The organism is Bradyrhizobium sp. Pha-3 (genome assembly GCF_042258615.1).
Lineage (GTDB): Bacteria > Pseudomonadota > Alphaproteobacteria > Rhizobiales > Xanthobacteraceae > Bradyrhizobium.
This window is the reverse complement of record NZ_CP170152.1, coordinates 2,993,435-3,016,094: the sequence shown is the minus strand read 5'-3', so window position 1 is coordinate 3,016,094 and position 22,660 is coordinate 2,993,435. Positions and strand designations below refer to the sequence as shown.

Sequence of the window (22,660 nt, the reverse complement as noted above, 5' to 3'; positions counted from 1 at the left end):
GCTGCGCGCTGTACAGCACGGCGCGATCATTTCAGATCAGTCCAATCAAGATAAAAAGAGCGATTTCGGCCAGGAAAGTAACGCTCATGATCGCGACCGTAAGGAATACGTCGCTCGCCGAGAGAGGGTTCATGAATGCGTCGCATCTTGCGAAGCCCCAAGAGTAAATCATTCAGGCCAGAAAATGTTTCGGTTCCCGCAGACGCGATGCGAGCGGCGCGGACATCCGAGGCGGCCTAAGGGCAACGCCCGCTTAGGGTCAGTCGCGTCGGTTTGACCGCTCGGCGATAGATTCTGATTTACCCCCGGCATCGGACATAATCGGCGTCCGGCGCTACTTCGCAAAGTGCCAGAACAGGACGTCACGCAATCCTTTGACGCCGGCTCATGGACCCGCTCAATTGGTTTCCGGTACCAGTCACATTGGTCTGGTCGCGCAACGGTGCTTGCTGCCGAAATCGGGCCTGTACAGTTGTTCTCATCATGCCATGCGCTTCTTGGTAGCGAACATCCGTACTAACGCACCACCTTGGCAAATAATCGAAGGCCCACGCAGGCGAACTGCTGTAAACAAGACGTGCTATTCCGGAAACATCGGGATAACGTTTCTTCGCTGTGGTGTAAAATTCGGCCGGCCGTCAACCAGATGTCGGTGGAGCCAATGCAGCAGATTGCGGAGTGGCTCGAGAAGCTTGGGCTTGGGCAATACGCGCAGCGCTTTGCCGAGAACGACATTGATCCAAGCGTTCTGCGCGATCTGACCGACCATGACCTCGAAAAAATCGGTGTATCGCTCGGCCATCGCAGGAAGATATTGCGCGCGATTGCGGAATTCGATGAGGCCGGACCGAGACCCACGCCTGCTCCTCGGACCGCGGCCGAGAGACGTCATCTCACGCTGATGTTCGCTGATCTTGTTGGTTCGACAGCGCTCTCGACAACGCTCGACCCTGAGGACTTGCAGGAAATCATGGGCGCGTACCATCGCTGCTGCGCCGAGCAGATCGAGAAATTTGGCGGGTTCGTTGCCAGATACATGGGCGACGGCGTGCTCGCATATTTCGGCTATCCGCGGGCGGATGAGGACGATGCTGAGCGCGCGGTATGCGCCGGGCTGGCATTGGTCGCGGCCGTGGCAGGACTCGATGTCGGTTCGGGGGCAAGATTGCGAGTGCGAGTTGGCATTGCCACCGGGTTGGTGATCGTCGGCGATCTCATCGGGGATGGCGCGTCCCAGCAGCATGAGGTGGTGGGCGAGACCCCCAATCTGGCCTCGCGGCTTCAGGCGCTGGCCGAGCCGGACACGGTGGTCATCGACGGCAGCACCCGCCGCCTCGTCGGAGGACTCTTCGAGTATCTCGCTCTCGGGACCGTGTCCATCAGAGGATTCAGCGACCCGGTGCCGGTCTGGCGAGTCATGGGCGCGAGCGCGGTCGATAGCCGCTTCGAGGCCTTGCGCGTAGGCAGAACGCCACTGCTTGGCCGCGATGAGGAGATCGAGCTGCTGATGTGCCGCTGGCAGCAGATAAAACGCGGCGATGGCTCGGTCGTGCTGATATCGGGTGAGCCCGGCATCGGCAAATCGCGCCTCGCCGAGACCGCGGTGGAGCGGCTGAGCGATGATCCACACATCCGCTTGCGCCGTTTCTGCTCGCCGCACCATCAGGACAGCGCGCTTTTCCCGACCATCTCACAGCTCGAGCGGGCAGCGGGATTCCGGCGTGACGATACGGACCAGCAGTGGTTGGACAAGCTCGAGGCGTTGCTTGCGGAGGCAAACGTTGACCTCAGCGAGGCCGTCCCTCTGATCGCGGACCTGCTATCCGTGCCGATCGGCAATCGCTATCCACCGCTCAGCCTCACACCACAGAAGCGCAAGGAGAATACGCTTCGGGCCCTCCTAGCCCAGCTCGAGGGACTGGCGGCGCGTCGGCCCGTACTGATGGTGTTCGAGGATGTGCACTGGATCGACCCCACTTCGCTCGACCTGTTGGACCTCATCGTCGACCGGGTGGCCACCCTCCGGGCCTTGCTGGTCATCACCTTCCGGCCAGAGTTCGCGCCGGCCTGGATGGGGCGCTCGCACGTGACACAGATCAGTCTCGGTCGTCTGCCGCGTCGACAGCGCGCCGAAATGGTCATGCGGGTGACCGGCGGCAAAGCGCTGCCCGAGGAGGTCGCCGAACATATCATCGATCGGACCGATGGCGTGCCGCTGTTCATCGAGGAATTGACCAAGGCGGTGATCGAGAGCGGCATGCTGACCGACGCCGGCGACCGCTTTGATGCGAGGGGGCCCGTGCTTCGGCTTGCCATCCCTACCTCGCTCCAAGCCTCGCTCCTGGCACGGCTCGATCGCTTGGCACCCGTGCGCGAGGTGGCGCAGATCGGTGCGGCCCTCGGGCGGTCGTTCTCGCATGAGCTGATCAGCGCCGTCGCGGCTGTGCCGCAGCACCAGGTGGACGGGGCCCTGGCCCAGCTCGTAGGCGCCGAGTTGGTCTTCCAGCGTGGCACCCCACCCGATGCAGAGTACACCTTCAAGCACGCGCTGGTGCAGGACGCAGTCTATAGCACCCTGTTGCGCGGTCGACGCCAGCAGATCCATGCCCGCATTTCAACGGTGATGGAGAGTCAGTTCCCCGAAATCGTGGCCGCTCAGCCGCAACTCATGGCCCATCATTGCGCCGAGGCCGGTTTCAACGAGAAGGCGGTAAGCTATCGGCTCAAGTCCGGCCAGCAAGCGGTCGCGCGGTCGGCGATGACGGAAGCGGTGGCGCAGTTGCAGAAGGGCCTGGAATTGCTGGCGCACATGCCTGAGAACTCCCGGCCCGTGCAGCACGAACTCGACCTGCAAATTGCCCTGGGGCGGGCGCTGATGGCAGCTCGAGGGTATTCGGCGCCGGTGGTGGGCGATACCCTCGTCAGGGCGCGAGCGCTCGCTGAGCGGTTCGATCGGCCGGATCGCGTCGTCCCGCTGCTCTATTCCCAATGGGGTTTCCATATGGTTCGGTCCGAGCACGAACTGGCGGTGTCCCTTGCCGAGCAGATGGAGAAATTTGGCGAGACTAGAAAAGATCAGGTCGCTCTGCTGCTGGGTCACTATATCCACGGCGCCAGTTGCTACTTTCGCGGGGAGTTTGTGACAGCGCGCGCCCTTCTCGATCTGTGTGATGGCCTGAGAGATCCGGCCGCTCGCGCGATTTGCGCCGCCATAGCGGTGGCCGATCCGTACGCTGCGAGCCTGGGTCACTTGGCGTTGACATTGGCGCTTCTGGGCCACATCGATCAGGGACGCGCGCGCGTGGACGAGGCGTTGTCGGAAGCCCGCGGGCTCGACCATCCGTTTACGGTGGCCTTTGTGTTGAGCAAGGCGTGTGCGGTGGAGACGGCCGCCGGCTTGCTGCATGACGCACGGCGGCACGCGGAAGAGTTGGTCGCTCTCTCGGACGAGCACGGTTTTCCGCTCTGGTTGGGCGTCGGACTTCTCCAGCATGGTCGCTCATTGACAGCACTTGGACAGGCGCAGGATGGCGTCGCGACGCTCGCGAGGGGGCTCTTGGTGCTTCGTGGTGCCGGAGCCGTCGTGCACACGCCGCGCGCGCTCTGCTTTCTCGCCGAGGCTCACGCCAAGGTCGGGGATCTGCAGGAGGGACAGAATTGCCTCGTCGAGGCTGCGCAGCTCATCGAGACGACCCACGAGCGGTCCGGTGAGGTCGAGCTGCATCGAATTCGAGGCGATATGATGAATGCGCGAGGCGACCAAGCCGCTGCGGAGCAGAATTATCATCGAGCGCTCGCTGTGGCGGAGCGCCAGAGCGCGAAGACGTTTGGGCTGCGCGCTGCGTCCAGCCTCGCCCGCCTATGGCGCGATCAAGGCAAGTGCACGGAAGCTCACGACCTCCTCGCGCTGGTGTATGGCTGGTTCACCGAAGGCTTCGACACGCCAGTCCTGCGGGACGCTAAGGCGCTGCGCGACCGGCTGGCCTGATGCAGTCCACTTCTTGCGTGGCGGGATAGCTGCTGGTCGCCGCAGGCGCAGGTGGTTTAGAATCGCACGTTTTTTTCAACGATGTCCGGTCAGGGTCAAAATCCGACTTCGGTTGCGGGCGCGTCGAAGTCTGCTTAGGGCCAAATGCGGACTCTCGTCTTTCGACTACGATGCGGTATCTCGTTACGCGAGCATGCGCGGTTCGCACAGCGACAAGTTGTCACACGACTATCGTCGCGCGCGTCGCAGCAGTGGCAAGTTCCACTTGCAGCCAAGCTCAATTCGCATTCCTCCGAAATTGCCTAGCGTTCGAAATACAAGCTCATAAGGCATTGCAATCACCGCGATTTGGCTAACGCGGTGACCATATCTGAGGTTGCATGCATGCAGCGTTCGAGTCCGACCGCACAGCTTCCCGAAAATTCGAGTCACAATTTAGTTCGATTGTCTCGCAAATCCACGCATCGGCTATTTAAACAACCTTAGGCTTTGCCGCTCTAGTTCGTTTCTGGACGCGACAATGCGTCTCGATAGAAACTGGGCAGGTGCAATGATGAAGACTGTTTTTGGTGCATTCTTGAAGAATGAGTCGGGTGCTACGGCCATTGAGTACGGGCTGATTGCGACTGGCATTGCGATTGCGATCATCGGGGCAGTCAGCGGTGTTGGTACGAACCTGAAGACGACCTTTGAGACCGTTAAAACGGCTTTGACGGCCGGGTCGTGATAGCTTAGGGCGCCAACCCCTTGACCAAAGCGTTCTCAGCGCACCGTGGCTGGTCAAGGCGTTGCACCGGGTGTCCCGTGTCACCCGGTGCGTTTGCCCAAAAGATAAACCGATCAAAGTCTGCCTTGGATCAAGCCGGGTGTGAAGTCGCCCCGACCAACGGCAGTTCAGGTTGCTGGCAAACAACCACGTCTGCGCAATGTCGATCGCGTCTTCTGGAATGTCTGCAAAGGGTCTTGGCCGTGTAAAAACACCTTCCCCGGGAAGTCAGTGAGAAGCCAGGACTGGTTCGGTCTCAGGCCACCATCGCAGCCATCAGCGGCTTGGTCCCGACGATGTTCATGACCCGTGTCAAATTGTAGGCCAGGACCGAGAGAGCCATTTCAGCGGTTACTTTAGGGAGCGTTTTGGTGAGGAAGTGTGTCGCTCCCATGCGGGCCTTCATCGTGCCGAACGGATGCTCGACCGTCTCGCGACGCAGGCGCATGGCTTGTGGATTTGCATCAAGGCGCTGCTGCGCAGCTTCTAGCAGATGCTCATGCTCCCATCGTGGAATCCGCCGCTCTGGCCCTGTCGTACACTGCGGCTTAAGCGAACAATCTTGACAGGCTGTAGTCCAGTGGCGCCGTAGCCGCTTGCCATCCTCCTCGCTCGTAAAGCGATATGGCAGTTGTTCTCCGGCTGGACAGCGATAGGCGTCCTCCTCCGGCAAATAGACAAAGTCCTGCTTGCCGAAGCGGCCATCTGACTTGGCACCCGACGTCTGCGGCTTGGGCAGAGTTACCGTGGTGCCCGCCTCGTGACATGCGAGGACCTCCAGGCTGCTGAAGTAGCCGCGATCGGCAACGGCCTCGAGCGTCTCGGTCTTGAGAACAGCCTTGGCCTGCCTGGCCATATTGGCCAGTTGAGCCCGATCCGAGCCGCTGTTCGTCACCTCATGCGTCACAATCAGATGATGCTCGGTATCCACGGCGACCTGCACATTGTAGCCGACGACACCGGAACCACGTCCGCTCGTCGCCATCGAACGGCTATCAGGATCGGTCCGTGAGATTTGCTGGTCAGGCGAAGCAAGCATCTGCTTCTCGTAAACGGCAAGCTTGCCCATCTCCTCCTTCAGCTTGGTCAGTTTCTCGGTAAGCCTCGTCACCTTCGCGGCCAGTGCCTCCGTCGGCTCTTGCCGGTCGGCCGTGTCAAGTTGGCTCAGATAGCGCGCGACGCTCTCCTGGGCACGCCGCCGTTGCACCTTCGCCCGCGTGAAGTTCTTGTCGCGGTTATTCACGGCCTTGAACTTGCTGCCATCGATGGCAACGCTCGCCGCCGCGAGGAGGCCCATCTCGCGGCAGAGTTCGACGAAGCGCGCACATACCCTGCGCAGCGCCAGGCCATTGTCTTTGCGGAAGTCCGCGATCGTCTTGTGATCAGGTGCGAGCCGACCCAGCAGCCACATGACTTCGACATTGCGGCCGGCCTCGCGTTCGAGCCGTCGGCTCGACTGCACCCGGTTCAGATAGCCGTAGATGTAAAGCTTGAGGAGAACCGAGGGGTGGTACGATGGCCGACCAGTCGCCGCTGGTTCCACCCCCTCAAAGCTCATCTCAGCCAAATCGAGCGCATCGACAAACACGTCGATCACGCGAACAGGGTTGCTCTCGTCAATGAAATCGTCGAGGCATCCGGGCAATAGCGTCCATTGCCCACGATCCGCCTGCTCAACGAAGCGCCGCATCAGCTTCCCCCGCAGAATCACGAGAGAATCATAGCAAAGCAGCAGCGTTTTCACACAGCCAGGGTCAATCACGTCGGCTCGACGATGTCCGAGCCACTTCCGTTTGTCCTCTGATAATGGCTGTATAGCGGGACATTGTGACCGCCAAGCCTCTTCCAACTCGGTCCGGCTGACGAATTGGGCCAGATTGGTGTCGGTAACGGCGTCAAGCCCGCCGGCGCCATCAGCCCGCTTGCCCGCTTTCTAGCCGGCGCCGGCAACGATAAGCGCGGGCTGGTTCTGTCTCAATTCCGCAACAAACGAGGAGGTTCGTCCGTCAAAATGCAGTTACGACTCGTCACGTCACGCAAATCCGGCTCAAGTCCGTGGCCAGAATAATTTCGAGGGGGGCAATTCGTGAGCGAAGCAAACGAGCGACCACAGCCGTTAAAGTCGAAAAAGCAAACCGCGACCATGAAGCGGAGAGCCCTGAAACCAAAATCCATCAAAGCCGCTGCTATACCGATGAAGGTGCGGAGCCCGGAGGTTCCGCGCCCTTGAGTACACGTCCGGTTGTGAAGCAGCCGCAGCCGGTAAGCGCATGAGCAACAAGCCCGATCAGGCGCAGTCGTTGCCCCGATCAGAGTGACAACAGGAGCCGACTTTTTCACCGGCTCGTCGACGGCGAGGAAAGCGCGTCACCGGACTGACCCAAGGCTTGGCCGGGCAGTAGAGAAAGTGGCGCAGGTGCAGACTTCTTACCCTGACCACAGCCCGTTCGCCCCTTGAGAGGCGGAATCGGAGCCGACTGAGTCGCCGGCGCTTCGATCGCGCTAATGAACTCTGCAAAACGAGCGTTCGATGACCATTCCACGTAGCGAACGAGCGCAAAACTCAACACGAGCATAATAAGGAGGACAGCGACCACCGTGGCGCTTGTTCCATTCTGGCTGCTGAATAATAGCATCGCGATTCTCCCGATACTGGGTGGCGCTCGGTCGTTACATCAAATCGCGTTTTTCGAATGTGAACGGCCTTACACGTCACGCGCACTTGATCTTGGGACAAACCACAGTTGCGTTCACATTGAGCTTCCTACTGTGCGCAACGTTCCAGAGTGCCACAGGAGGAGACCATGAGGCTCAAATTTGCACTTGTTGGACTTGCTGCCCTCGGTAGCCTTGCTACCGGAGGAACAGCGTCCGCACTGCCTGCCGCAGTGCCGAATGCTCTCGGCGGCGACAATGCTATCATCCATGTCAGGGGCGGTCATGGCCATGGCCATGGGTGGGGCCACCGCGGCGGTCGTGGGCATCACTACGGCTGGGGCCGCGGCTACCACTATGGTTGGGAGCACCATCGCCACTGAGCGGCCACCTTGCGCTCGCTCAAAAATAGAAAGCCCGCCGGGCATGAACCGGCGGGTTGGGCGGTGCGACTGACGGCAGTTTCTGATCTAGGCGATCATGCTGCCCAGCGCCGTCGTGAACTGCTCGCGCAGCTGCTCACTCGGCTCGCCCCCGACGAGTTCGAATAAAAGCTCACGGGTCTCTTTGATCTTCCATTCGGCCTTGTCGTCCGCCTTGAGCCATTCGCGTGGCATTACGCAATTCAATAGAACCGAAGCCTTCGCGCCGGCCATCAGCCGTTACCTTGATCGATTTCATCTCGTGTATGATGGCATCCACCCGATCCCAGTGCGGTTGGGCGCAGAGACGAATGTAATCCTTGAACTCGGGCATCTGCGCTACGCGCTTCCAGTGGTCGTCATCCGCAAGGATACCTCTTCGGCGCGGAGCCGCTTCAGCTCGTCTCGACAAATGTTGTCGAGCCGAGCTATTTCGACGTCGTTGGCGTGCGCCAGTTCGAACTGGTGGAAGATCTCCTCCTCCAGGGCCGGCAGTTCAGCATCTGTCGCCTCGTTTGCCCGCGCCGAATGGTACGCCAGGCTGCAAATCGTCACCCCGGGATCCCCCATGTGGATCCAATCAAGGCTCTGACCGTGCGAACTGAAGAATTCTAGCGCTTGATAGTGTGTGCAGCCGTGTCCTTGTCTTCATCCTTGAAGGCGGGTCCATGGACGTGTCTTCGGAAGCAGTCCAGAGCCCGCGCCGCGCCGTCCTCATCTATTTTCCATCCGTCGCAGATGTATCGCGTGCGCAGCAGGTCGATGATTTGCTCGACACGGGCCAAGATGCCTTTGTGATCGATCGCAAGCGGCTCATCGGCGGGCGAGCTCTTGGCAGCAGCGGGCGCCGCGGCGACCGCCGCGGTCGAGACGAACATATTCATTAGGAGCCTCCTGCTTACAGTCGGCGCCCCAGCCCGCCCCGTAAAAGTCGGCTGCGTGGTGTTCGGTTTACTCGCTCCTTGCCGACCGGCTGGTCTGATCGGAATCAGAGACCGCGAGTTGCCCGCTAGCCGACAGGATCGAAAACCATATCTATGCGTTAACTCATCGAGCCCAATGGGAGGTCAACCAATGATTAACGACCGAAACCGCCGGGCGCCGCCAGCTGCAGAACGCGAAGCCCATAAGATCTTTAAAACGGTCAGGGCGAAGGAAACTATGACCGAATACGCGAAAGCGCAAAAAGCACTTCACGACAATCGAGAGCGCCTAAAGGCGGAACGGCTGGCGCGGGAGGCTGAAGCGGCCAACCGCACAAGAGCAGGTTAAGCGTCATCTGGATGACGGCGGAGGACCAAGCTTGGACCCCTGCCTGGTGGAGGGTGAAATGGCCCTGCACTTTCGCCGCGTGGAAACTGCTGAGGATCTGGAAATTTGGATCGCAAGCAGCGACGACTATTCATTCGTCATCAGCAGCGAGAGCCGAAGTGGACCTGGCCTACATGGAGAGCCCGGCTTTGTTGCGTCATATCGCCCAGACTTTCTGAATATGCCCGCGGCTCAAGTGTCCGGATCGCCCTTCAGCACGTTCGCTGAAGCCGAGCAGGCCTGCAATGCGTTCCTGGGTCGCCTCATTATCGAGGGATGACTACCGGAGCCTCCCGATCACGGAAAGGATCGGCGTTGATCGGGATTTCAGCGGCAGTAGGATTGCGGGGCCAGAAAGCGAAGTGTGGCAGGATCACTGGCTTGTAGCCGGCCACCGTCGGCGCATAGTCCCCCGATGATCGAGCAGCAACCAGCTTTCATGGCTTGCAAGAATCCCGGCACCGGCTGGAGGATCGATATCCTATGGCCCGATGGCGAAACGGAAGTCATCAAGGGTTTTGTTACGGAGCACGACGCGACCAGGTGGATTTTTGAGCACTCGACGACGTGGAAAGAAAATCCGGACCAATCGCGCTAGGCGATTGACCCACCATTGGTGATCGCCGCCCATAGGCGACCGATTCCTAGCAGCTTCTCTCCGAACGCGGTCGGCGCGATCATCTGGCCCATGCACCAGCGTCGATCCACGAAATGGTCCGGCCGCCACCCGCCGGGCAGTCCGGCTGATTGGCTCGCGGACGGCCACGTTACCTGCAATATCCAATGCCACGGCGGTTGCGATCGGTTGGTCGATTTTACGCCGGACGCCCTGCCCCAAGATCAACCTGGTCGCGCATCGGCTGGCGCTTGGCGTGCGCGGTTTGTGGCGCCGCAGTGTGGGATGGAAGTCGTGCTTCCCCGCCGATGAAACTCACTGCAGAGCGTCCTTACGCCAGTCCCGAGAAAGCCGCGCGCAGGCTCATGGAGCACGCTCGAGCGGTCGAGCCCGTCCAGGACGGCCGGATCTACATCGAGAAGATCAACTACCCGATGATCGACCAGGACAGGGCGACGCCGGCCGAATATTGGGCTGGCCTGCAAACGCAAAAAATCAGGGCTGGCTCGAGTACCACGAGAGCGGAGCGTTCGTGAGCATCCTGCAGGCTGGGAACCACCTGTTCGCTTAGCCGTAGGCCTGGCCGGTGTTCTCGGTAGGACTACTGAGACCCTATTCACTTTTCTGGGCACATAGATCTCTATAGGTCGCAATTCGTTCTTCACGCTCCGTGACGCCGGTTCATCCGCGGGAACTTTTTGCTTCCCGGTGCTTTTTGATTCCGTTTTCGGGGCAGCAACGTCAGCTTTGGAGAGAGGAGCCATGAAGCGACGACGCCGGGTTCAACAGATATTCCCCCTTGAAGAACGCCTCACCAATGAAGCCGAAACGCTACGCCAACGAGCAAGGGAACTTCCCCCATGTCGAGAGCGAGAAGTCTTGCTGAGGAAAGCGCGGCATGATGAGACCGCCGCCCGTTTGACGGAGTGGCTGATGTCCCCCGGTCCACGGGCGCCGATCTAGGAGGCGCCGATGCACCCAGATCACCACCCAATTGACGGCACCGAGGCTGCATTTGTTTGCACAGCGGCGGTGTCTTTTGTGGCCCTGATCGCAAGCGTGGCTTGGCTTATGATGGGATGACAAGGCCCGCAGTTAAAAGCTCGGCATGAAACAAGCGATTTCGATCCGCGTAGAAACTGAGATATTGGCGCGTGCGCGTGAACGCGCAGAGCGAGAAAACCGGACTCTGACCAATTTTATTGAGACGGTCCTGAAGAGCGCCTTGAGGCCGACCACAAAGGGAAGCGACGCTAAAGAGTAGTGTAGGGCCGCCTCAGTGCCCCGGCAGGCCGTCGTCAGCATATGTTTGGGCACAAGGAGGTGCGTTATGGCGACAACAGCTACCCAAGTCGTTCTTGATACGCAGGCGGCGGAGTTCCGGCTTCCGGCCACCGACGGCAAGACTTACGCACTGGACGACGTTGCGGGCGAAAAAGGCACGGTCGTCGTCTTCATCTGCAACCATTGTCCCTATGTTAAAGCGGTGATCGACCGCATGGTTTCGGACGCCCGCGTGCTGATGTCGGAGAGCATAGGCTTTGCGGCGATTTGCTCGAACGATGCGGCGAGCTATCCCGAAGACTCATTTGAGAATATGAAGCGTTTCGCGAAGGCTCATGATTTCCCGTTTCCATATCTCCACGACGAGACCCAGATAGTCGCTCGGGCGTATGGGGCGGTCTGTACGCCGGACTTCTTCGGTTACAATGCCGATCGCAAGCTCAAGTATCGCGGCCGGCTCGACGAAGGCCGCACAACTCCGCCTCGCGCGGGGGCGCCCCGAGAGCTTGTCGAGGCCATCCGCGCGATTGCGACCACCGGTCTGGCTCCGGCTGACCAAAAGGCGTCGATTGGCTGCTCGATCAAATGGAAGGACGAATAAAGCCGAGCCCTGTTAACATGTTTCGTATCTGAGACTGCCGCGTGCGGCAGCATTTGCTGCACATGTGCGATTTGACTAGCGGCATCACGAAGGCCCGGCGGCGGCTGGAGTCGCAATTCGTCCCGTCTGCTTCAGGTCTGCTTCCGGGGCAACACGGACATCAACCGGTGAGATAACCGGCTAAGTCGATCGAAAATGACCTTGAGCTGACTTGGGCCAGACCTACCGGGGCCGATACCGTAGCAGTCAATGGGAGGGCGAGGCAGGGCTGGCGCCGATCACGACCGGGATTCGCTCGATCTGCGCAAGCATCGCGTCGCCGTTGACAACGATCTCGACCATGACGTCGTACCGGTTGGGCGGCAGCTTGCCGTCAAACTCAATCTGGAACATCAGGTCCTCCCTTAGACGAGCAGCGCCCGTCAGCACGACCCGACCGTCAGCGTTCAGCACCACGTAGCGGCATTCCGGGGCAGCACGCTTGAGGAGAACGGCGTCAACCGACTGCATCGGTCGGCGCAGGATGCGGTAGTCGCGCATGAACCTCTCGAGAATTTCAATATCGGCGGAGAGGCGCAGTCCGCCGCCATCGCTCTCGACTTTGGTGACGTAGCCTCGGCGCGGAATGGCGTAGGCGTCGTAGGAACCCACTCCCAAGGGGTAGCTGAGATCCCGGAACGCCTGGAGCGTTGCGCTGTCGCCCGCCCAGCTCTTGAGCTGATAGGGACCGTTGGTCACCAGAAAATGCCCGTGGTCTCGGTAGAACGCCGCCATCGCTGCCCAGCGCTTGCGCGCCTCCTCGGCGCTTACCTGCGATCGCAGGATTTCGGGACGAAACCCCTCCTGTTCGAATTGATCGGTGAGCGCCGCGAGCCGCGCTTTCAGTGTATCGGAACGCACGAGATCGAGCCATTCGATGCCGCGGCGGGCAGCTTCCGCTTGCGAGAACGCGGCCCAGTCGCGGCTGACTGCCTCTTCCATCAGCACGAGCAAATGCCAGGGTAGCGTACTCCACGGCGGTGCGAAGACCGCGTCCTGCTCGGCATCCTCCGGCGAAATATTGGCGTAGACGTCGACCACGACCAACTCGCGGACGAAATTGACGTCGCCCACCCGGAACGACTTCGACGCCGTATCGACACCCGCGACCCGCACGCCGGCGAGTCGCTGCCGCAGCGGGGCGGTCGCCGCGGCGATTACGGGGTCGTAATGAGAATCCGCTTCGCCGCGGACGGCCCAGCGATAGGCGAACATGTAGGCATAGAGCAGGTCCGCGAAGGTCGCGCGCGTCCCGTCATGAAATACCGAGCCGAGCACGCGGTAGGTCAATTTCAAGGTGGCGAATCGGCCCGCCCCAACCGGCCGCAACCGGCCGGTCCCAGGCTCGGGAATAAGCGCGTCTTCGGGAACGGTCAGGGCCTCCGGTACCGTTGCGGTCGGTTGCGCTGGCACGCGGCGCTCAACGATCGGCTCGGCGAGAATCGACAAACTTACGAACGTGTAGACCACCATCAGCGCGGTCAACGGCACCTGCGAGCGCAGCGCGGCGCCACGCGTTTCGAGGATCTGGTGTGCCCTCACATCGGCGAGATAGACGGCGGCGATGTGGCCAAGCACGATCGACGTCACCGCGGTATACCATGCAAACCGCGCGCCGACGACGGCGATGTCGACGCGGTATCCCGCGGTGTCAAAGAGATTCCAGCCATATCCGAATGGATCGGATGCGAGCGGCACGATGTATTGTCCCTGGGTCAGCAGGTACACGAGGTAATGCGCGAGGTGATAGGCGATCGCGATCGGGACCAGAGTGAAGGCAAAGTTCCGTGCTATTTCCCAGGGCGAGTGGAAGGCTGCCACCATGCTCATGACTGCGCTTACGGCCACATAGGCGCCGAAGAACAAAGCCCAGAACGCAACGAGGCCGATAGTCCTGACGATGATGGAATCAGCTTCCCCAAGACCGGGCAGCACACCGAGGAGTTGGCGCTCGACCTCCGCCCATTCCGGCGTGCTCAGCAACCCGTCATAGAGAACACTTGACAACACGAGCAGGACGAAGGCGACCATCGAGGTGGAGGCCGGCTCGTTGGCGAGCAGACCCGCTCCGAAGGGCCTTAGCGCCAATCCATGTTCGCCGGAACGATCGCGGATGCTCGGTTCGGTCGGCGCAAAGCGAGCAAATGCGCCGAAGAAAACGCTAAAGACCTCGCCATGCTTGACCCAGGCCTCGCTGCCGAACGCGGCCATGCCGGCCCAGGTGAGTAGCGAATAGAATAGAGCCAACCAGGCGATGTTGGCTGGCACCGCCGGGCTCGGAAATACGAGCTCCGTCCAGGAAACGGCAAACAGCAAAGCGAATGCCGGCCACACTGCGAGCGCCTCGGGATAGGGCCAGCGCAAGCCCAAACCGCGGCCGCCGCCGGTCCGGTAGAGCCGATCGGCCCAGTCGAAAAGGGTACGCCATGGATTGATCAATACCCACAGGTCTCCGAAGAAAGCCGAGAACACCGCGAGCCCTACCCACCAGATCACCCACACAAGCGTCGGCGCGATGTTCTGATACGGGTTCTGGCTTCCGTAAAACCCGGCGATCACGGTCAAGACCAACAGGCTGATCGAGAAGAGCTTAAGAAAGGTCCCAAGCGCGCGCGCAATCTGCCGGCGCAGCCGGTGCGCCAGGAGGTCGATGCGCGGGTAGCCACTCGCGCCTGGCGCATGGCGGGCGAATAACCCGACGATGACGAACGACAGAACGACGGCCGCCGCCGTGCCGAACAGATAGAGCGACAGCGGCAGGGGTAGGTCGTAACGCTGGCCGAAGCCATGGGCATGTGCCGGGAAAGCGAGCGAGCAAACACCCGCCACGACGGCGGCGAAGGTGAAGGCCGGCCGTTTCACGTGGCCGAACCGTACGGCTTCGTTGTTTTCAGGCCCGCCATGGAGCAGGGAGGCGATGAGAGCCTGGGTCACGAAAGACATCCGAACATATGCTCACCGGCAGGACGCAGCTTTGCCGCATGGTCTAGCGCGGATAAACCTCGATATTCACCAGCGGTTCTTCCTCGTGCGTGTGACCGTCGGGGCGCCCCCCTTGCGCGTGGACGTGAACCGGAAATCGCCCCGTCGCAGAAGCCGCGAATGTGAGATCGGTGGTGGTGCCCGGTTCGACGTGTTTCTCGATATCATAGCCGTGCAGATGCAGGGTGAGCGGTTGATCCGCGCTCCATCGCAGCCTTACGACATCGCCCTGCCTGACACGGATGAGCCGCATGGAGTCGGGAACGCGACCATGCGCCACCCTGAGGTCGAAGGTAAGCTCCGCGGCAAGAGCGCCGAAGAACGCGCTGCCCGCCGCGATCAGCAAGAACGCCCATACAAACGTGGCGAGCACGAAGCGGACGTGAAACATTGGCTCCCCTCGCTCTTCACCGACCGGAATTCGATTGAACGTCCGAGACGCGATTGAGCATCCAGCCCGAATCATAAGGTGCGGGCACTAGGGCCGGATCGCCGACCGCCGACCAAAGCAGCCGTCCGAAGCTGTCGTTAAATCCTGCGATCGGATTCCAGGCTGCGTTCGGCGCTTTGTCGATCCCTACCATGAGCCAACCGTTCCACGGAAAGTTCTTGAGCTTCACCGTGCGTATGAACATCGGCGAATTGAGGCCCTCAATGGAATCGAATCCGATATTCTCGATGCCGTCCCTGAATTCGACGCTGATATACTGCCGCTTCACGGTGTATCCGACGACGAGCTTGCGACAACTGCTAGTGAGCGTGGTCACGAGGTCGCGTTGCAAGTTTATCCGCTCGACCGCATCGCGATAATCGCTCGCCTCGATCCGCCCCACCATGGCGTCAGCGCGAGCCCTCGTATCGCCATCCTCGATCGCATCAGCCAGGATGCGCTCGGCGTGAAACCACCCGGCCTTCACCCACGGAGGCCCGAGCCAACCATTGACCGAGGTCATCGATGAGGCGACGAGGTCCGCCGCGCTGACCTCCTGGACCGCGACATCCCATTCCGGACCCTGTGCAATCCATTCGGGACGAATGAGATGTTGCAACGCGCCGTCGGCCTTGACTCTAAGATTTGCGGGCGCCGCCGATGTCCGGGCGCGCGCACGCAGAAAGCGCGCCTTCGCGGCCTCGGCGAGATCGGCGTAATAGAGATAATCGCCGTGAAAAAGCGTGATCGGATAGGGATGAAATACAAAGCCTTGCTTTCCGGCGATGTCGCCGACGACCGTCTCGACGGCAGCACACGCGGACGCGGCGTCTGTGGGCGCTGGCGCGGCGGGATTGCGCAGCACGATGACGAAACTGCCGAGCGACTCCACCGCACGGATCGAGACCGGCACGTCGCCGGAAAAGCGCGGCTGCGGACCGAGATAGGCTTGAATCTTGTTTTCGAGCAGCAACGGAGCGGCGCGCTCAGGCGGTATGGTCTCGATGGCGATCTCGTGCGGATAATAGGACGGGTACATTGGCAGCTCGTGGCCGCCCCTCCCCGCGGTTGCGATCGCCAATGTCGCCGCTACCGCAACGAGCAGGCTCAGCGGCTTCACCATGGGACGCGGCCTGGAAGAACCGGACATGGCCATCACCCGCGCAGCGTGCGCATCACCTGGTCATCGGCGAGCGCCTGCTGCGGCTTGCCATGGAAGACGATCTCGCCGCGATCGACCACGTAGAGCCGATCGGCCATCGTCGCCGCACTCACGAGATTCGATTCGGCGATCAGCAGCGAGATTCCCATGGCCTTGATAGTCATGACCGCCTCGCGGAAACGTTTCACGACGGCGGGTGCGAGCCCTTCGAAAGCCTCGTCTAGGATCAAGAGATAAGGGGCGAGCGCCATGGCCCTGGCGATCGCCACCATTTTCTTCTGGCCGCCACTCAAATTCTGCCCCTGTCGGTCGACAAGCTGGCGTACCTCAGGAAATACGGTGAACGCCCGCGCTTCGGTGTTGCCATTGCCTGCGGCGCCGCGCTCCGTTTTTCGCGCGAGCCAACGGCTGATCATCAGGTTCTCGGCGACCGTCAACTCGGGAAAAATGCCGGAGTTCTCCGGCGCGTAGCCGATGCCGCGTTTGGCGCGCCGATGCGGTGGCAACGAGGTGATCTCCTCATCGCGAAAGCGGATCTGGCCTGAACGGACGGGGAGCAGGCCGGTGACGCTCTCGATGATGGTCGTGCGTCCGGCTCCGTTGCGTCCGACCAGGGCCACGACCTCGTCCGTATCGACGCTGATCGACACGCCGCGCAGGATATGGGCAGGGCCTCGATAGGTGTTGATGTCCTTGACCTCGAGCAGCATCAGCTTTTCTCGCCTCAACTCGCCAGCGGCGCGCCAAGCAGAATGCTGGCAACGTCCTTGTTCGCGCGGATCTCGTCGGGCGTGCCATCGGCGAGGAAGGAGCCCTCATGCATCATCACGATGCGATCCGAGTAGCGAAACACCACGTCCATGTCGTGCTCGATGACGACCGCGGTCACCATTCCTCTGCGCACCACCGACGACACGGTATCCATGATCTGCGCCTTCTCGTGGGTGCTCACGCCGCTGGTCGGCTCGTCGAGAAACAGCAGCCGGGGACGCAGCGCGTAGGCGACCGCCACGTCGAGCAGCTTGCGATCGCCCTGCGCGAGGCCCCCCGCCGGAACCTCGATCTTATTCGTCAAGCCGAACTCGCCCAGCACTTCGATCGTCTCGCGGCGCACATCATAGTCGTGGTCGGCCAAGGTCGCCATCTGCACGGCCTTGCCGTCACGCGAGAAGATCGACAGTGCGACGTTGTCGAAAACCGAAAGTCCGTCGAACAGGTTGACGATCTGGAAGCTGCGGACAATTCCCGCCTTGATGCGGTCGGTCACCGTAGTAAAGGTGATGTCGCGATCCTCGAACAGGATTTGACCGCTGTCCGGCTGCAGATGTGCGCTGATCAGGTTGACGAGCGTGGTCTTGCCCGCGCCGTTCGATCCCACAAGGGACAAGAATTCACCCTGGTTCACCACGAAATTGACGCCGTCGCAGGCGCGGGTCTCGCCAAACTGCTTCCTCAGGTCAACTGTCTTGAGAAGGGGCATGTCAGGATCTCCCCTTCCTCAGCCTCAGCCCGAGCGTCGACAGCGCCCCGACGATGCCTGTTGGCAGCACCAGCACGAGAGTGACCAGAACCACGCCAAGCAGAAGTTGCCAATATTCGGTCGTGGCCACCGCGTAGGTCTTCAAATAAGTGAACACGATGCCGCCGACGATCGGGCCGGTAAAGTTGCGGAAGCCGCCGAGCAGCGCAGAGAACACGATCTCGCCCGAGAAGGTCCAGTAGAGGACGTCGGGTGTCGTTAAGCCGTTGAGCGGCACCCAGAGAATGCCCGCGAGCCCGGTGAAAGTTCCGGAAACGAGAAAGGATATCCAGCGGAACCGGCGGATCCTCAGGCCGAGAAAGCGCGCGCGGACCTCGTTATCTCGTATGGCCTGAAGCGCTTTGCCGAACGGCGAGTGCACGACCACCCACATCAGGACGACGCATACGACGAAGATGGCCAGTACGTAGTAATAATAGGACGTGATGAATTGCTGGAAGCCGCGGGGGCCCGAGAAATTGAACAAGCCCAGCAACAGAGCCGGACGGGGTACCCGCAGACCGTCGCTGCCGCCGGTCACCCAATACAACTTTAGCGCCAGGCTGTAGACCACCTGCGAAATCGCCAGCGTAAGAATGCCGAAGAAGATTCGGGTATGCCGGACGCAGACATAACCGAACAGCGCCGACGCAATCGCGACGACCGGAATCCCGATCAGGATATAGAACTCCATGGAATGCGGTCCGAGACGCTGCACCACGAAGGCGACGGTGTAGGCGCCGAGGCCGAAATAGGCGGAATGACCGAACGACAACAGACCTGTGTAGCCGAGCAGCAGATTGAACCCGAGCGCGGCGATCGCCGCGATCAGCCCGTACGTCACGAGCTGGATCTGATACGTCTCGACGAAGGTCGGCAGCAAGATCAACAGGAGCAGGACCGGCGCCATCGCGGCTGCGAGCCGTGCCAACGAATGATCGCGCGGCGCGTTTGGATCGGATTTCATCACGCGGTTCCAAACAGCCCGGTCGGCCGCACCAGCAGCACCAGGGCGGCGATGAGGTACAGCACCGCCAACTCGAGCTCCGGGAAGAACTGAATTCCTGCGGTCCGCACGAAGCTCACGACCAAGGCCCCGACCAGAGCCCCCTTGAGGCTGCCTAGCCCGCCGATCACCACGACCACGAAGGCGATGACCAGCGCATCGATCCCCATGCCAAGCACGGCCGCCTGGGTCGGAACCACGATGGCTCCGCCGAGACCCGCCATGAAGCAGCCGATCCCGAACGCCATCACATAGACGAGGCCCACATTGAGGCCGAGCGCCGAAGCCATGCGCCGATCTTGGGACGTCGCTCGCAACATGACGCCGAACTTGGTGTGATAGATTGCCACCCAGAGGGCCAAGGCCGCCACCGCGCCGATCCCGATCACCACCAGATTGTAGGCAGGATAGAGCAGGCCGCCGATATGGATGATCGGCAGCGCGTCCATCAGCGCGTCCGCGGAGAGGGGCGTCCCGCCCCAGATGAAACGGATCGAATCCTCGAGGATCTGAATGAGGCCGAAGGTGACGAGCAACTGGTATTCCTCGGCGCGGCGATAGAAGGGTCGAAGCAACAAAGGTTCTATGACGATGCCGATGAGAGCCACCGACAGCGCCCCCAAGGGCAGCAGGAGGAACAGCCAGCCCGGCGGCAGGCCCAGCGCAATCCCCCGGCCGACCAGCCACGCGGTGACGTAGGCGCCAACAGCATAGAGGTTGCCATGCGCCAGATTGATGATCCGCATGACCCCGAAGATCAGGCTGAGACCAGCGGCAATGAGGAAGAGCACCGAGGCATAGAGCAACGAGTTCAGGATCTGAATCGTCAGGAAGGCCACCCGGTGCTCCTCCGCCTTGGCGCTTATGACGCAACCCTGGATCCTGGCGCGAGGTCGCCGCGAAGGTCCGGGACACCCAAGCTTCCGCGAACCGCCGGTTCACGGGTCACGTGACACAGCTTCGTGCAATTATCGCCGACACGCGCCCCTCGCGCCCGTTTGCAAGGGCGCGAGGGGATTTCACTGAAGTCACTTCGCCGAGGTCACCCGACCACCTTCGGCCAGGTGGTCTTGATCCAGTTCGCCGCCGCGGTCGACTCGTTGTGCGTCGTGCCGGGCTTCGGCCAGCCGAGCGGTGCGGTGATGTTCCGGATCGGAATGGTGATGATCCGGGCCGGATCCCAGCTCGCGAACTCATAATCGGGAAGGTTCTTGCTGAACCCGGTGACCGCGTCCTTGTAGGCCTGGTGGTCGGGCCGCATGTAGAGATAGCCCGATGGAGCATCTATGCCGAGGCCCTCGAGCTGGCTAATGATCGCTTCGTCCTCGGGCCAGCCGCCGGTCAGCCTGTTGGCCCGCTCGATGGCGGCTTTCAGTAGGTAGAGCGCCATGTACGCGCCCTCCGACTGGAAGTTGGGGTACTCGTTCCAGCGCTTGAAGTAGCGCTGGACGAAGCTCTTGTTCAGCGGCCAGCGGTCGCCGCCCGGATAGGTGAAGTAATAGTTGGAGTGGACCCCGGCGAGCACACCCTCGGGGTGATCCTTGCCGATCGCGTGCGGGGCAACGCCAAAGGCGATTGTGCTCGCGACCTTCATCTTGTCAAACAGGCCGTAGCGCAGCGCCTGCTTGTAGAAGGCCACATAGTCGCCGCCCCACACCGAAGCCACCAAAAGGTCGGGCTGCGCCGACATGATCTTGGTGATGTGGGCAGTGAAGTCGGTGGTGAAGAGCTTCGGCCAGCTTTCCGAGACGACCTCGGTTCCAGGCACCAGCCGCTCGAGCGCGAGAGTGAAATGCTCGGACGCGTTGCGGCCGTAGGCGTAGTCCGGATGGATATGGGCGATCTTGCGGACATGCGGCCAGGTCTGCGCCACGCCGATGGCGGCCGTGATCCCGTCCGACGACTGGATGTTGGTGATGCGGAAGACGTATTTGGGATTGGGAATCGCCTTGTCGAACAGGAAGTCGGTGCATCCGTCCGTCAGGATCGTCAGCAGTCCGAGCTCCTCGGCAACCGGACCAACCGCCGGGCTGGTCCCGCTGGATATGACGCCGGTGAACATGTCGATCTTGGCGTCGAGCTTCATCCGCCGCACCTCTTTCACACAGGCGTCGGTACCGGCGGCTTCATCGGCGGTAATGGTTTCGATCTTGCGCTTGCCCAGCAGCCCGCCCTGCGCGTTGATTTCTTCCGCCGCCATGGTGTGGCCCTTGATCGACGGCTCGCCCAGCACCGCGCCGGCGCCGGTCAAGAACGTCATATGGCCGGTTCTGAAGGGCGTGTCGGGAACCCGTCCCTTGGCAGGATCTTGCGCGGCCTTGAGCAATTGTGAGCCGCCGACCAGGCCGGCGCCGATGAGGCCTGTCCCGCCTACGGTCACGCCCAACGTATTGAGAAAGGCGCGACGATTTACTGTAGGTGTTACTGTAGGTGTCTTCTCCATGATGGTTCCTCCCTCTGAAGGAAGACCAACGGCGGATCGTCTCCTTGGCGATCCGTGAACGTTGCAATCTTACCGCAGTTCTTACCAACTTAGAACAGCCAAATGGTCGCGTCCTGGGCGGACGACGATAGGGTCACGCTTGGTGATGGCGCTCAACTGAAGCGAATGGCGAATTGCGGGTGACAAGAGGGGTGCAGTCTCCCTCACTGCTCGCCACTCGCTCACTGGATCAGCTTCAGCGTTCGAAAGCTCGCATGCCCGTTCTTGCCGACGATGATGTTGGTCATACACCGACATTCCGAGCGGGCCGGCGATGTCGATGATCGCCTTGGTCATCTGGGTATCCGCCTGTGAGGGCGAAGGATCGCCGGACGGATGATTGTGCGCTCAAGGCGAAATTTCATTCAGGTGGTAATTGCTGCGCTGCGCGAGTCTCCTGTTGACCCGACTCGGACATTGGCTCCGGCCAGAGCGGCTTCCCGTGATCAAGGTGAACTTGGCCTCTTTCGAGAATACGATTTGCTTAGATCGCGTCGCGTTGCAGGTCTGATCAGGTGCGTCATGCTCCCCCAATGACTTAACTCTTGCCTCGCTCCGCAGTCGCCGAGCGAGGCATTTTTTCTCGTCGCTGCTGCGGTCTCTCAAACCATGTTTGTTGGAAAATTGAAAAGCTCCGGCAATTGGCGCCCCGCTTTTGACAAACGAAAAATGCCAAAACAACTGTCTGTGAAGTCAGCTCCATGTCAATTTCTGATAACATCGTTGGCGATAAAGGCGCGCCTGCACAACAACCAACAATCAAGAGAAGCAGGAGCCGTGAGCAAAACAGAACTGTCGAACAGATCGTGCAATGAAGTCTGTCAGCCTTCCTGACACGATGAGCTCGTGCGGGAAGTCGAAGCGGTTGATGCAGGCGAATGGATGCCTGTTCCGCTTGCACCGAACCAGACGTCAGTAGCTCAAGAGGAGCGAGAAACGATCATGATCAAGTTGAAGATTAATGGCCAAGAACAAAACTGGGATGGCGACCCAGATCTTTCGCTGCTTTGGTTTCTCCGTGATGAGGTGGGCCTGACCGGGACCAAGTATGGCTGCGGCGTGGCGCTGTGCGGTGCGTGTACCGTCATCGTCGACAAGGAAGCGGTACGCGCCTGCATCACCTCCGTTTCCGACGTGGTCGGCCGTGAGGTCACCACCATCGAAGGCCTTCACCCGACCGGCGACCATCGGGTTCAGAAGGCTTGGCGACAACTCAACGTCCCGCAATGCGGTTATTGCCAGGTCGGCCAAATCATGCAGGCGGCCGCGTTGCTGATACAAAATCCAAAACCGTCCCACGATCAGATAGTTGAAGCGATGTCCGGCAACATCTGCCGCTGCGGCTGTTACCAGCGCATCGAAAACGCAGTGCATCTCGCATCGACGGGGGTGTGACC

The 22,660-nt window shown here is 60.9% G+C and carries 19 protein-coding genes and 1 pseudogene; 7 read left to right on the top strand and 13 right to left on the bottom strand.

Going from position 1 to position 22,660, the window contains the following annotated elements; all coding sequences use genetic code 11:
* The first annotated feature begins 661 nt into the window (after positions 1–661).
* A complete protein-coding gene (locus tag ACE10Z_RS14105) occupies positions 662–3,988 on the top strand; it encodes an AAA family ATPase (RefSeq protein WP_375788439.1) in 3,327 nt (1,108 codons plus the stop codon).
* A gap of 553 nt (positions 3,989–4,541) precedes the next feature.
* A complete protein-coding gene (locus tag ACE10Z_RS14100) occupies positions 4,542–4,715 on the top strand; it encodes a Flp family type IVb pilin (protein ID WP_375789828.1) in 174 nt (57 codons plus the stop codon).
* Positions 4,716–5,010: 295 nt separating this feature from the next.
* Here the strand turns inward: ACE10Z_RS14100 and ACE10Z_RS14095 are convergent, their stop codons facing one another.
* The 4 genes from ACE10Z_RS14095 to ACE10Z_RS14080 all read right to left on the bottom strand — a co-directional run bounded on the left by ACE10Z_RS14095 (position 5,011) and on the right by ACE10Z_RS14080 (position 8,709).
* Positions 5,011–6,444: an IS1182 family transposase gene (locus tag ACE10Z_RS14095; protein WP_375789827.1), complete on the bottom strand. Its 1,434-nt coding sequence runs from the start codon at positions 6,442–6,444 to the stop codon at positions 5,011–5,013.
* Positions 6,445–7,879: 1,435 nt separating this feature from the next.
* Entirely contained in the window at positions 7,880–8,065 is a 186-nt protein-coding gene (locus ACE10Z_RS14090; RefSeq protein ID WP_375788438.1) for a hypothetical protein, read from the bottom strand.
* Positions 8,066–8,170: 105 nt separating this feature from the next.
* Complete coding sequence (locus ACE10Z_RS14085; RefSeq protein WP_375788437.1) at positions 8,171–8,386, bottom strand: hypothetical protein; 216 nt, start codon at positions 8,384–8,386, stop codon at positions 8,171–8,173.
* A gap of 56 nt (positions 8,387–8,442) precedes the next feature.
* The gene (locus ACE10Z_RS14080; RefSeq protein WP_375788436.1) at positions 8,443–8,709 is read right to left on the bottom strand and encodes a hypothetical protein; all 267 of its coding nucleotides are present in this window, start codon (positions 8,707–8,709) and stop codon (positions 8,443–8,445) included.
* Between the two features lie 196 nt (positions 8,710–8,905).
* Between ACE10Z_RS14080 and ACE10Z_RS14075 the strand changes: the two genes are divergently transcribed.
* From ACE10Z_RS14075 to ACE10Z_RS14060, 4 genes are all read left to right on the top strand, one after another.
* Positions 8,906–9,103, top strand: a complete 198-nt coding sequence (locus tag ACE10Z_RS14075; protein ID WP_375788435.1) for a hypothetical protein — start codon at positions 8,906–8,908, stop codon at positions 9,101–9,103.
* Positions 9,104–9,161: 58 nt separating this feature from the next.
* Positions 9,162–9,422, top strand: coding sequence for a hypothetical protein (locus ACE10Z_RS14070; protein ID WP_375788434.1), 261 nt, complete (start codon positions 9,162–9,164; stop codon positions 9,420–9,422).
* Between the two features lie 701 nt (positions 9,423–10,123).
* Positions 10,124–10,294, top strand: a complete 171-nt coding sequence (locus ACE10Z_RS14065; RefSeq protein WP_375788433.1) for a hypothetical protein — start codon at positions 10,124–10,126, stop codon at positions 10,292–10,294.
* Between the two features lie 794 nt (positions 10,295–11,088).
* Complete coding sequence (locus ACE10Z_RS14060) at positions 11,089–11,643, top strand: thioredoxin family protein (protein ID WP_375788432.1); 555 nt, start codon at positions 11,089–11,091, stop codon at positions 11,641–11,643.
* Positions 11,644–11,889: 246 nt separating this feature from the next.
* On the opposite strand, the gene ACE10Z_RS14055 is transcribed toward ACE10Z_RS14060, so the two are convergent.
* The 9 genes and pseudogenes from ACE10Z_RS14055 to ACE10Z_RS14015 form a co-directional block, all read right to left on the bottom strand.
* Positions 11,890–14,616: a hypothetical protein gene (locus ACE10Z_RS14055; RefSeq protein ID WP_375788431.1), complete on the bottom strand. Its 2,727-nt coding sequence runs from the start codon at positions 14,614–14,616 to the stop codon at positions 11,890–11,892.
* A 52-nt stretch (positions 14,617–14,668) separates the two neighbouring features.
* On the bottom strand, positions 14,669–15,055 hold the full coding sequence (locus ACE10Z_RS14050) for a hypothetical protein (protein ID WP_375788430.1): 387 nt from the start codon (positions 15,053–15,055) through the stop codon (positions 14,669–14,671).
* 16 nt (positions 15,056–15,071) lie between these two features.
* On the bottom strand, positions 15,072–15,986 hold the full coding sequence (locus ACE10Z_RS14045; RefSeq protein WP_375788429.1) for a hypothetical protein: 915 nt from the start codon (positions 15,984–15,986) through the stop codon (positions 15,072–15,074).
* A gap of 263 nt (positions 15,987–16,249) precedes the next feature.
* Positions 16,250–16,966, bottom strand: a complete 717-nt coding sequence (locus ACE10Z_RS14040; protein ID WP_375788428.1) for an ABC transporter ATP-binding protein — start codon at positions 16,964–16,966, stop codon at positions 16,250–16,252.
* A gap of 14 nt (positions 16,967–16,980) precedes the next feature.
* Positions 16,981–17,736: an ABC transporter ATP-binding protein gene (locus tag ACE10Z_RS14035; RefSeq protein ID WP_375788427.1), complete on the bottom strand. Its 756-nt coding sequence runs from the start codon at positions 17,734–17,736 to the stop codon at positions 16,981–16,983.
* Between the two features lies 1 nt (position 17,737).
* A complete protein-coding gene (locus tag ACE10Z_RS14030; RefSeq protein ID WP_375788426.1) occupies positions 17,738–18,742 on the bottom strand; it encodes a branched-chain amino acid ABC transporter permease in 1,005 nt (334 codons plus the stop codon).
* The gene (locus ACE10Z_RS14025) at positions 18,742–19,620 is read right to left on the bottom strand and encodes a branched-chain amino acid ABC transporter permease (protein ID WP_375788425.1); all 879 of its coding nucleotides are present in this window, start codon (positions 19,618–19,620) and stop codon (positions 18,742–18,744) included. Before ACE10Z_RS14025 ends, ACE10Z_RS14030 begins: the two co-directional genes overlap by 1 nt.
* Positions 19,621–19,823: 203 nt before the next feature.
* The gene (locus ACE10Z_RS14020) at positions 19,824–21,224 is read right to left on the bottom strand and encodes an ABC transporter substrate-binding protein (RefSeq protein ID WP_375788424.1); all 1,401 of its coding nucleotides are present in this window, start codon (positions 21,222–21,224) and stop codon (positions 19,824–19,826) included.
* Positions 21,225–21,445: 221 nt separating this feature from the next.
* Positions 21,446–21,608 (bottom strand): annotated as a pseudogene (locus tag ACE10Z_RS14015) (JAB domain-containing protein); the annotation flags it as partial.
* Between the two features lie 597 nt (positions 21,609–22,205).
* On the opposite strand from ACE10Z_RS14015, the gene ACE10Z_RS14010 reads away from it, so the two are divergent.
* Complete coding sequence (locus ACE10Z_RS14010) at positions 22,206–22,658, top strand: (2Fe-2S)-binding protein (RefSeq protein ID WP_298376935.1); 453 nt, start codon at positions 22,206–22,208, stop codon at positions 22,656–22,658.
* Positions 22,659–22,660: the final 2 nt, after the last annotated feature.